At 41.7% G+C, this 11,455-nt stretch carries 10 protein-coding genes; 9 read left to right on the forward strand and 1 reads right to left on the reverse strand.

Annotation, left to right across the window (positions count from 1 at the left end):
* Window positions 1–158 precede the first annotated feature (158 nt).
* The 8 genes from ODU46_RS04915 to ODU46_RS04950 all read left to right on the forward strand — a co-directional run bounded on the left by ODU46_RS04915 (window position 159) and on the right by ODU46_RS04950 (window position 9,035).
* Complete coding sequence (locus tag ODU46_RS04915) at window positions 159–1,511, forward strand: FAD-dependent oxidoreductase (RefSeq protein WP_336382145.1); 1,353 nt, start codon at window positions 159–161, stop codon at window positions 1,509–1,511.
* Window positions 1,501–2,964, forward strand: a complete 1,464-nt coding sequence (locus tag ODU46_RS04920) for a helix-turn-helix domain-containing protein (protein ID WP_398579328.1) — start codon at window positions 1,501–1,503, stop codon at window positions 2,962–2,964. The genes ODU46_RS04915 and ODU46_RS04920 overlap by 11 nt, the downstream gene beginning before the upstream one ends.
* A gap of 228 nt (window positions 2,965–3,192) precedes the next feature.
* On the forward strand, window positions 3,193–4,707 hold the full coding sequence (gene glpK / locus ODU46_RS04925) for a glycerol kinase GlpK (protein WP_253211895.1): 1,515 nt from the start codon (window positions 3,193–3,195) through the stop codon (window positions 4,705–4,707).
* 75 nt (window positions 4,708–4,782) lie between these two features.
* Complete coding sequence (gene glpO, locus ODU46_RS04930; RefSeq protein ID WP_024407585.1) at window positions 4,783–6,612, forward strand: type 1 glycerol-3-phosphate oxidase; 1,830 nt, start codon at window positions 4,783–4,785, stop codon at window positions 6,610–6,612.
* A 13-nt stretch (window positions 6,613–6,625) separates the two neighbouring features.
* Complete coding sequence (locus ODU46_RS04935; RefSeq protein WP_024407584.1) at window positions 6,626–7,333, forward strand: MIP/aquaporin family protein; 708 nt, start codon at window positions 6,626–6,628, stop codon at window positions 7,331–7,333.
* 131 nt (window positions 7,334–7,464) lie between these two features.
* A complete protein-coding gene (locus ODU46_RS04940; protein ID WP_398579329.1) occupies window positions 7,465–8,415 on the forward strand; it encodes a VOC family protein in 951 nt (316 codons plus the stop codon).
* A gap of 12 nt (window positions 8,416–8,427) precedes the next feature.
* Window positions 8,428–8,610 (forward strand): hypothetical protein, encoded by a 183-nt coding sequence (locus tag ODU46_RS04945; protein ID WP_398579330.1) that lies wholly within the window; start codon window positions 8,428–8,430, stop codon window positions 8,608–8,610.
* Entirely contained in the window at window positions 8,565–9,035 is a 471-nt protein-coding gene (locus ODU46_RS04950; protein WP_398579331.1) for an alpha/beta hydrolase, read from the forward strand. The genes ODU46_RS04945 and ODU46_RS04950 overlap by 46 nt, the downstream gene beginning before the upstream one ends.
* Before the next feature lie 22 nt (window positions 9,036–9,057).
* Here the strand turns inward: ODU46_RS04950 and pepF are convergent, their stop codons facing one another.
* Window positions 9,058–10,848, reverse strand: coding sequence for an oligoendopeptidase F (gene pepF, locus ODU46_RS04955; protein WP_398579332.1), 1,791 nt, complete (start codon window positions 10,846–10,848; stop codon window positions 9,058–9,060).
* 166 nt (window positions 10,849–11,014) lie between these two features.
* Here pepF and ODU46_RS04960 point away from each other — a divergent pair, with 166 nt between their 5' ends.
* On the forward strand, window positions 11,015–11,353 hold the full coding sequence (locus tag ODU46_RS04960; RefSeq protein ID WP_002935455.1) for an ATP cone domain-containing protein: 339 nt from the start codon (window positions 11,015–11,017) through the stop codon (window positions 11,351–11,353).
* Window positions 11,354–11,455: the final 102 nt, after the last annotated feature.

Consider the following 11,455-nt stretch of genomic DNA (forward strand, 5'->3'; position numbering starts at 1 on the left):
TAGCCTTGGCCACCTAGCCTAACAGCTTCAAGCCTGTTATCAAATGAAATCATCAACTTACTCAAACATAGTGAAACATCTAATTCTTGACCAAGGTAAGGTGGCTAACTTCATTATAGAACTTTCGATAATAACTAAAAATGATAAAAGGATTAAGTATGAATATTGTTATTATAGGCGCCTCCTTTGCTGGTTTAAGCGCAGCTTTGGAATGTCGAAAATTGTATCAAAATGCTCAGATAACACTAATTGATAGAGAAAAAGATGTGGCTTACTTTCCAAATACCTTGAATTGGAAAGTGGCAGGAAAAATTTCTGGTTGGGAAGATGCGAAGATTTCTTTGTTCAGTGAGGTGCAGCATGCAGCTATTTCTTGTCTTTTTGAAACAGAATGTCTCGCAGTTTATCCTGAAATGCGAAAGGTAAAGATACGGCATCATCAAGATATAGGTGATATTATTTATGACCGACTAATATTGGCTATGGGAGCGAGTCAAACATGGGAATGGGGAACGGAAGATCTTCAGGACTATCTAATTCGTTCAAAAACGCTATCTCAAGCACAAGCTAGTCTAGAGAAATTGACAAATGCAAAAACAGTTGCAGTGATCGGGGCAGGACAGATTGGTTTGGAAAGCTTGGATGCACTTAGCCAGTTGGATTTGAATTTGCATGTGTTTGAAGCGCAAGATTCGCTCCTTGCAAAGTACGTTGATGAGGATATGATTGCACCGATTCGTCAAGAGATAGAAAAAAGAGGAATCCAACTTCATTTATCCGAAACAGTCAATCAGATAACGATTGATACTCAGGAAGAACAGCTGGTTTGTCATACAGTCACAGGTAACTATCAAGCTGATTTAGTCTTACCATCCACCAATTTGACGCCCAATATTCAGCTAGTGAAAGATAGGCTAAAAGTGACTGCAGAAGGGACTGTATGGGTGGATGAGTTTCTTGAAACAAGCCAAGAGAATATTTTTGCTGTAGGTGATTTGGTTAGTCTCCCAGTAGATTATTTTGGACAGGCATATCTTCCGATGATTCATCATGCGATTATGACAGGGAGGATGGCTGCTCGAAATTTGCAAAAGAGGATTGCTCCTATTAAGAGAGTCCAGCGGATTGTTTCTAGTCATGTATTTGGTTATTATATAACTAGCCTTGGCTTGACCGAGAGCGAGGCGAGCTTGTGGTTAGAGAGTAAATCAATTCGGATTAGAAGGCCATATAGCCAGTGGGAACCAACTTTAGTAGATTTCAAACTAATTGTCGAAGAAACGAGTGGACGCATCATAGGGGGACAACTCGTTTCCACTGCAGATTATATTGAGCAGATGGATGTACTGTCTCTTGCGATTTCAAAGGATTTGACCGTCTTTGACTTGGTAGAACATTCTTGGCTCTGTCTTCCTGGAAATACTCCTCTGGTCCCCTTCATCGTAGAGGCCGCTCAAGAGTATATTCGGCAATTTTATCAGGTTGATGGGGAGGGTGTCTATGCGGATTGATTCCTTATTGGAAAAGCGTGAGCGCGCCATTTATCAGCTTCTCCTCTACTTAGAAGATAGGAAAGAGGCACCATCACTAAAGGATATTTGTTACTATTTAGAATTGTCAAAATCAACTCTTCTTCGCTATATTGTATCTTTCAATGAAGAAGCAGAAGCAGCCGACTTGGGACTCTCTTTTCAACTCGAAGATGAAAAGGTCTTTTTGAAGAAAAAGGCCAGTTTGAGTCTTCATCGTATCCTAGCCTATCTCTGTCAAACCAGTACCAAATATCAAATTATTGTTTATTTATCTGATAAGGAAGAGGTCTCTATTCAACAGCTGGCTCAAGAATTGCTGATAAGCGAAGCGACTCTGAATCGCCATCTTGCTTCTTTGAACCAGATATTGGCAGAATTTGGTATTGGAATCAAAAGTGGTCGTCTAAAAGGTAGTGAGCTTCAAATACGGTACTTTTTACATCAAATGTTGAGCTTGACTACTACGAGAGCGGAATTACAAGAAGAGTTTATGCTAGGGAAAATAGAGGCTTTATTGCCGGTTTTCGAACGCTTCTATCAATCGCCGCTCAATCCCAAGCAAGCCCATCGTCTTTTATTGTGGTTAATGATTTCACAGCAACGCTCTCGATTGCGACAGCTAGATTTTAAGCCCCTTTACAAATTGATGGAACCCTATCAAGAACATAAGTTTTACCGACGTTTGAGAAAGATGTATTTTACACTAAGTCAGCAACAATCCACCTCTTTCCAAGAAGGGGAGATTATGGCGTTGTTTGCTTTCCTGTTTAGCCATTTCATTTTAGCGCCGCATCAATTAGAGCAGGTTCTTGGTTTCGGTGGGCCGATTATGGAAGCTACCTCTTTGGCTCTTCAGAAATTACGGTTATATTTTGAGGAAAATTTACCAGTCTCAGAAGAAGCGCTCTATCATTTGAACCAAATTATGAGCCAGCTATACTTCTTTTATTCTTCCGTTGAACTGGAAGAAGTAGAAGCTTCTAGTTTTTATCCAGAAGCAGAAGACTTGCTAAAAGACGTCTATAAATCAGTTTTTCATAGAAAAGTTGATAAAGAAATAAGGAACTCTTATCTGACAAATATTGCGGGTTTGTATATTTATTTTGGTCAGGTCCAGCCTATACAGGTCAAGGTTGCTTTTGCTTCTTCTCTACACGAGGTTCTATCCTATCCTCTCTTGTTGCAACTAAGGGAGAAGTTAGAAGGCAATCGTCAGGTTCTTATTGAGCCCTATCAAGCAGGGTATGACTATGATTTGATCATTACAGATTACCTCGAAAATACAAGTGTTCCAGTTTATTGCCTAGGAAATCGATTGAAAATCCAAGACATTGTACAATTAAAGGCATGGATACAGGATATATACCATCAAAAGTCCTGTCAATCAGAAATTATGGCGACCAAAACTTCTTTTCCTATCGAGCATCGCTAGACAATGTCAGATAGTCTTTGTGAAAAATGTAAGTGCATTTAACCTTGAAAAATTTATTTTATAAACTCTGATAACAGTTGATAGAATCATCTTTCTAGCTACTGCTTATCAGATTTTTTTATTTTTTTGAAAAAAATGATAGGAAAAATTCACAAGAATGGGTTAGAATAGAATTACCAAGAAAACGGAAGCGTTTTCAAAAAAGATAAACAAACAGGAGGGAGACCTATGTCTACTGAAAAATACATCATGGCCATTGACCAAGGAACTACAAGTTCACGTGCCATTATCTTCAATAAAAAAGGTGAAAAAGTTGGCAGTTACCAAAAAGAGTTTACGCAAATTTTTCCTAAACCAGGTTGGGTTGAACACAACGCCAATGAAATTTGGAATTCTGTTCAGTCTGTGATTGCAGGGTCCTTTATCGAAAGCGGTGTTCGTCCCGATCAGATTGAAGGAATTGGTATTACCAACCAGCGTGAAACAACCGTTGTCTGGGATAAGGAAACAGGTCTTCCAATTTACAATGCCGTTGTCTGGCAATCTCGTCAAACAGCTCATATTGCTGACCAGCTGAAAGCGGATGGCCATGCAGACATGATTCATAAAAAGACTGGACTTGTAGTCGACGCCTACTTCTCAGCAACCAAAGTTCGTTGGATTTTGGACCAAGTTCCTGGAGCGCAGGAACGTGCTGAAAAAGGTGAGATTCTGTTTGGAACCATTGATACTTGGTTGGTATGGAAATTGACCGATGGGAAATGCCATGTGACGGATTATTCAAACGCAGCTCGTACCATGCTCTACAACATTGAAGAGTTGAAATGGGATGATGAAATTTTATCTCTTCTCAATATTCCAAAAGCCATGTTGCCAGAAGTGCGTTCAAACTCTGAAGTTTATGGAAAGACAGCTCCATTCCATTTCTATGGCGCAGAAGTGCCAATCTCAGGTATGGCAGGTGACCAACAAGCAGCTCTATTTGGACAATTGGCATTTGAGCCAGGTATGGTGAAAAATACTTACGGAACTGGTTCTTTCATCGTGATGAATACAGGTAAAGAGATGCAGTTGTCACAGAACAACCTTCTCACAACAATTGGCTATGGTATCGGCGGCAAAGTCTATTATGCGCTTGAAGGATCTATCTTTATCGCTGGTTCGGCGGTTCAATGGCTCCGTGACAGCATGCGAATGGTGACTACATCACCTGAGTCAGAAGAGCTTGCTCGTAAGTCTACCAGCAATGATGAAGTCTATGTTGTTCCAGCCTTTACAGGACTTGGAGCTCCGTATTGGAACTCAGATGCGCGTGGTTCAGTCTTTGGTCTCACCCGTGGTACAACAAAAGAAGACTTCGTCAAAGCAACTCTTCAATCCATTGCCTACCAAGTTCGTGATGTTATTGATACCATGCAATTGGATACAGGTATTGATATTTCTGTCTTGAAGGTTGACGGTGGTGCAGCAATGAACAGCCTCCTCATGCAATTTCAAGCAGATATTTTGGGCATTGAAATCGCACGCGCACAAAACCTTGAAACTACAGCTCTTGGAGCAGCATTCTTAGCAGGTTTAGCAGTTGGTTTCTGGAAAGATTTGGATGAATTGAAAGAACTCAACGCTGTCGGGCAATCTTTCCAACCAACCATGAACGAAGCTCGTAAGGAACAACTTTACAAGGGATGGAAAAAAGCTGTCGCAGCAACTCAACTATTTGCAGAAGTGGATGAAGAGCAATAAAGGACTTGTTAGCTAGGGGAAAGGATTCTTTCTTATAGCTAAACAATTCTATCAGAATGTTAGGAAGTGAATCGTATGGAATTTTCAAAAGAAACAAGACGCTTAGCTATTGAGCGAATGCAGAATCGTCAACTTGACCTCTTGATTATCGGGGGTGGTATTACAGGTGCTGGTGTGGCTTTGCAGGCAGCAGCAAGCGGTATGGAAACAGCCTTGATTGAAATGCAAGACTTTGCAGAAGGAACTTCAAGTCGCTCAACCAAATTGGTCCACGGTGGTCTTCGCTACCTCAAACAATTTGATGTGGAAGTGGTATCGGATACCGTATCTGAACGCGCAGTAGTACAAAATATTGCCCCACATATTCCAAAACCAGACCCAATGTTGCTTCCAGTCTATGACGAGCCAGGTTCTACCTTCAGCCTCTTCCGTTTGAAAGTAGCCATGGATCTCTATGATCTCTTGGCTGGCGTCAACAATACCGATATGGCCAATAAGGTCTTGACCAAGGAGGAAGTGCTTGAACGTGAACCAAACTTGAAGCAAGAAGGCTTGATTGGTGGCGGTGTTTACCTCGACTTCCGCAACAATGATGCACGCTTGGTAATTGAAAATATTAAACGTGCAGCTAAAGACGGTGCCTTGATTGCCAGCCGCGTCAAAGCTGAGAAATTCATCAAAGATGAGGCTGGAAAAGTTGTTGGTATCGTCGCTCGTGACTTACTGACAGATAGCACCTTTGAAATTCGTGCACGTTTGGTTATCAATACAACAGGACCGTGGAGTGATGAAGTCCGTAATCTGGGTGGCGAAGGCTCAGGTGTCCTTCAAATGCGTCCAACCAAGGGTGTGCACTTGGTGGTAGACAGTTCTCGCTTGTCTGTGCCACAGCCGACTTATTTTGATACTGGTCACGCAGATGGTCGCATGGTCTTTGTCCTTCCACGTGAAAATAAAACCTATTTTGGTACGACAGATACAGACTACACTGGCGATTTAGCCAATCCGATGGTAACCCAAGAAGATGTTGACTACCTGCTTGATATTGTCAACAATCGCTTCCCAGAAGCAAACTTGACCCTGGATGACATCGAAAGCGGTTGGGCAGGTCTACGTCCCCTCTTGTCTGGAAATGGCGCTTCTGACTACAACGGTGGAAATAACGGAAAACTCAGCGATGACAGCTTTAATAGCTTGATTGAAACGGTCAAAGGCTATCTGAACAATGAAAAGACTCGTGACGATGTGGAACATGATTTGAGCCATCTCGAAGGCAGTGTTTCTGAAAAACACTTGGATCCTTCTGCTGTATCACGCGGCTCTGCCCTTGATCGTGATGACAATGGTTTGCTGACTCTTGCAGGTGGTAAAATTACAGACTTCCGTAAAATGGCCGAAGGAGCAATGGAAAAGGTTGCAGACATCCTTAAAGAAGAACATGGTCGCAGCTTCAAACTCATCAATTCTAAAACCTACCCAGTCTCTGGTGGTGAATTGAACCCAGCTAACGTTGCAGAAGAAATCGAACATCTGGCTCAACTAGGTGTGAAGAAAGGTCTTGTCTATGATGATGCACTTTACTTGGCAAACTTGTACGGCTCAAATGCACCAAAAGTCTTTGCATTGAACCATAAAGTAGAAGCCGTTTCTGGCTTGAACAAGCGTGATTTGCTTTCCCTTCACTATGCTATGAAGGAAGAGATGACCTTGACTGCAGTTGACTATCTTCTCCGTCGTACCAACTACATGCTCTTCATGCGTGAGCAGTTGGATGCGGTAGCACCAGACATTTTGAAAGAAATGGCAGCTTACTATGCTTGGTCAGAAGAAGAAGTTGCTCAACAGGAACAATTGTTGGCTGATACGCTTGTTAAGAATGATTTGACCTATTTGAAAGAAAAATAGAAAGAGGTACATGATGACAAATGAATTAATCGGTGAAGTGTTGGGAACCGCCTTACTAGTCTTACTAGGTAATGGTGTGGTAGCAGGGGTAGTGCTAGATAAGAGTAAGGCCAAGGATGCTGGTTGGATTGTAATCACAATTGGTTGGGGTCTAGCAGTAGCCATGGCAGCTTTTGTAAGTGGTTTATTGGGCCCAGCCCACCTCAACCCAGCGGTATCAATTGCAATGGCCTTTGCAGGAAATCTCCCATGGGCTTCTGTAGTCCCTTACATTCTTGCCCAATTCCTCGGAGCCTTTATCGGAAGTATCCTAGTTTACCTCATGTACAAAGATCACTACGATGCAACAGAAGACACTGGCGCTGTATTGGCAACATTCTCTACTGGACCTGCCATCCGCAACTTAGTTTCCAATACAATTAGCGAAGCAATCGGAACCTTTGTTTTGGTCTTGGGATTACTGGCTTTTGGTCAGTATGATTTTCCAACAGGGCTTGGCACTTTAATCGTCGGCGGTTTGATTGTTTCCCTCGGAGTTTCTCTTGGTGGTCCAACAGGATATGCCCTAAACCCTGCGCGTGACCTTGGTCCTCGTATCATGCATGCCATCCTTCCATTGAAGCACAAGGGAGATTCGGATTGGAGTTATGCTTGGGTACCAGTAGTTGGTCCAATCATCGGAGGCTTGCTTGCGGCTCTCCTTTATGGTCTCATTTTTTAAGAAATATCCTTCTCTAATCAGCAATGGTTAGGGAAGTTTTTTATTACTTGACTATCAATCGTGAGCAAAAGATTATTTTGTATCAATAATTAGTGATAAAATAAGTCTATCATAATCAGTGAGGTCATCTTATGAACAATACAGGTATTCATCACATTTCAAGTTTGGTAGGAAATATTCAACAAGCCTATCATTTTTATCATCATATTCTCGGCTTAAAATTGACTTTGAAGACTGTCAATCAAGAAGATTCAAGTATGTATCATCTCTTTTTCGGTGATGATGAGGGCCGCTATGGAACGGAATTTACCATTTTTGATATGCCCAGTCATCCTAGTCATCGATCTGGCAGTAATCGTTTGGAACGAACCATTTTTCTAGTCAAAGATTTTGCTGCCTTGGAATTTTGGCAGAAAAGATTGACAGAGTTTGAAGTGGAAAACGAAGGAATTCAGGCCTTTGGAAATGGACATATTTTAAATTTCCAAGATGAAGATGGGCAGTTGCTTGGCTTGACCTATCATGACTCAATTGGAGAAATGTTTCCGTATGAAACAGATGAAATTCCGTCGGAATACGCCATTCTTGGTATTGCCAGTCTTCATATGCGAATTCGTGAAGAAAAGGCATTGTTAGATTTGCTGACAGAAACCTTTGGATTTGTCGAGGAAAGCCGATTTGTCTTTGAAGATAAGATGGTGATTTCGCTACTCTTTGACAACACCTTCCAACATCGGCTTTATTTGATTCTTGACCAAGAGTCGCCAATCAGCGTGATGGGAGTTGGGTCTATTCATCATATCGCGTTTGGTGTCTTAGATGAGTCTGACTTGGAAGACCTGATTAGTCGCTTAAATCTCATCAATCGTCCACATTCTGGGATTATCAATCGAGATTTCATGCATTCCCTGTACTTCCGAGCGCCCAATTATCTCATGTTTGAGGTCGCGACCATGGCTGGCGAAAGAGAGGCTGCCATGCCAAGACAAGATAAGTTGCTAGATAATGTTGAACTGTTCTTACCAAGTTTTTTTGAAGAGGACAGACAGGAAATCGAAAAAAATCTCTCCCAGCGTTATTAGGAGAAATGAAGTATGGATTATTGCTTTATCAAAGGGACCAGTCCCCGTCTTTTGGTCTTTTTCCACGGAACAGGCGGCAATAAGGAATCACTGCTCTTTCTCCGCCAACAGCTGGACCTAGAAGCCTCCGTGCTTTCCTTGGATGGAAGTTGGGGCCAGGCCAGGGTAGGGACAGGCGTTTCTTTGCTCCGCTGATTGACGGTCAGCTGGATCTTGTCGATTTTGAACTGCGCTTGTCGGCTTTTCTGGATTTTTGGCAGGGCTTAGCTACTCAATCCTACCAGCAGATTACCTTCGTTGGCTTTTCAAACGGTGCCAACTTCATCATGGGCTTGTTGACCAAACAGTCAAACCTGGCGGACAATTATATCTTGCTCCACCCTTCGGCTTTAGATTATGCGTTTCCTAGGGAAAATAGCAGAGCAGAGATTTTGTTTACACTGGGGCAGAATGACCCATATGTCGAACCAGTCGCTCTAGAAAATCTTGTAGATGACTGGCAAGCGTCTGTCTTTCCCAAAGCCAACCTAGCTCGTTTTGACAAAGGGCATTTTTTAAGCCAGGATGAATTGACCTATGTGAGAAATTGGTACCAAGAAAGAACAGACAAAAAGGCCTGAACAGTTCAAGCCTTTTATTTGTTTAGATGAGAGATTCCAATTTATCCACCAAGGAACCAATGTAGGCGATGGTTTCTTTGAGTGGTTGGTCTGTTGAAACGTCGACACCTGCGTGTTTAGCAAGGTCTTGGGCAGAAAGACTTGCACCGAGTGACAAGGTTTCCAACCATTTTTCAACAACTTCTTCAGGATGTTCTTCCAATTGCTTAGCCATAGCTGTACCGATGGTCAAACCAGCTGAGTAGGTATATGGATACAAACCAATGTAGTAGTGCGGTTGACGCATCCAGATAAGACCTGCATCGTCACCAATTTCAAAGTCTTCACCCCAGAATTCCTTGATGACATCCAACTTGATTTGGCAGAGAATATCACCATTGAGGTATTCTTCATTGTCCAAACGAGTGTATACTTCACGTTGGAAGGCTGCTTCAAGCAAGTGAGTGACCATGTTGTGGAAGTAAGTACGGCTGATCAACTCGCTAATCAAGTAAGCCTGGAAGCCAGGGTCTTGGTTGTTTTTCAAAAGGGTGTTACATGTCAAGACTTCATTTGCAGTAGAAGGCGCCTCGATGAAGTAAAGGGATGGATCGTAGCTGAGGACGCTTTGTTTCTTAGCTAATTGGAAATGACCGGCATGACCCAATTCGTGAGCCAATACCAAGACCTCGTTCATCAAACCTGTCCATGAAAGTAAGATGTAAGATGGTCCATCGTAAAGAGTAGCACAGAAGCCACCAGTAGCCTTACCTTCGTTTTGAGCAAAGTCAATCCAACGCTCGTCAAATGATTGTTCAATCATTTTCACATAATCTTCACCAAGAAGGCCCAAGCAGTCAATCAAGAATTGTTTGGATTCTTCAGGAGTAATGCGTTGGTTGTATTCAGATGGTAGACTGATTTTCAAGTCAGCGTGAGTGATTTTATCCAAACCATGAGCCTTAGCAACCAATTTCACATAGCGACGCATGTGAGGAGCCAATTCCTTCATGATGACATCGATTTGACGGTCAAAGAGATCACGAGAGACATTTTGACTGTGCAAGAGGAAGTCAATCGTATTGTCAAAACCACGTAAGCGAGCTTCGATTTGTTCGTTTTTGATATGAGACAAATAAGTTGCTGCAGTTGTATTCTTGTATTTCTTCAAGGTTGAATAGAAACCAGCAGCTGAATTGCGACGGATTTCGGTATCATGGCTGAGTTCATAATCATTTTCAAAGAGCACATAGCTATTGCCGAGCGTTTCGCCATTTGCCTCGAAGTTATCAAAGGTCATATCTTCAAACTTGGTCACACCGTAGTTATTATATGGCTGACCAAAGGTTGGTGCGAAGTTAGAGAGAAGTTCTTCTTGTAGTGGATGAAGCTGATGAGGCTTGTCTCGTAAAATAGCATCGAAGAAAGCAGCCCATTGTGGTTGTTCTTCTTTTAATTCAAGAAGAAAGGCTTCATCTAATTGACCAAGTTCTGAATAGAGGAAATCTCGTTGAGGACGTGCCTTGGCAGAAACGAGGTCGTATTCATTGGCCAGGCTCGCCAATTCAGTATTCATCTTATCGACTTCCAAAGGAAGGAAGGCATAGTGGGAAAGTCTGCTATCAAGAATAACGATTTTTTCGTATTCTGTTAAGGCGGAAACGATGGTATCCTTATCAGTTAGCTTCCCTTTGTAATTCGATTCGAAAGCTGTCACTTGCTTAGCGTAGGCTGCCAAGTTTTCTTTGTAGTTGTCAGGGGTCGGAAATAGAATGTCCGTATTCCAAGTTAATTGCACATCAATTTCTTGACGTTTAGGCATTGTATTTGTCATGATTTTCTCCTTATTTCATTTTAATAGGTCCATTATATCATACTAAAGGGCTTTCAGTGAAAATAAGCCAAGGCAAAATTTATGAAAAAGAATACTTGACAAAATGCATAAAAACCTAGATAATGTAAGTATGAAAGGGTTTACTGAAAACCAGAAAGGAGCTTTTATGCAAGTCATTAAACGTAGTGGAGAGATTGTTGAATTTGATCCAGATAAAATCTACCAAGCCATCATTAAAGCTGCACAGACAGTTTATGTCATTGATGAAACTTGGCGGAAAAATCTTGCTCAGGTCACAAAGAAAGTAGTGCTTGACTTGGAAGAAGCTCATACAGAGCGACCAACGATTAGCATGGTTCAGTCGCAAGTTGAACACCGTCTTTTAGATGCAGGGTATATTTCTATTGCTGAGCATTACATTTCCTATCGCTTGCAACGTGATTTGGAACGTAACGGCTATGGCGATAAGATTATTGTACATTTGCGTTTTGAACAAGTACGTTAAGAGAAACCTAGAGAAATCTAGGTTTTTTGCTTTTATATATCTTTACATTGTTTCAAGAAAATAGCATTTCAAAAACTTTTTGAAAAAAATGTGATATTCTGA

Source organism: Streptococcus sp. 2020WUSS089, assembly GCF_044427405.1.
GTDB classification, from domain to species: domain Bacteria; phylum Bacillota; class Bacilli; order Lactobacillales; family Streptococcaceae; genus Streptococcus; species Streptococcus hashimotonensis.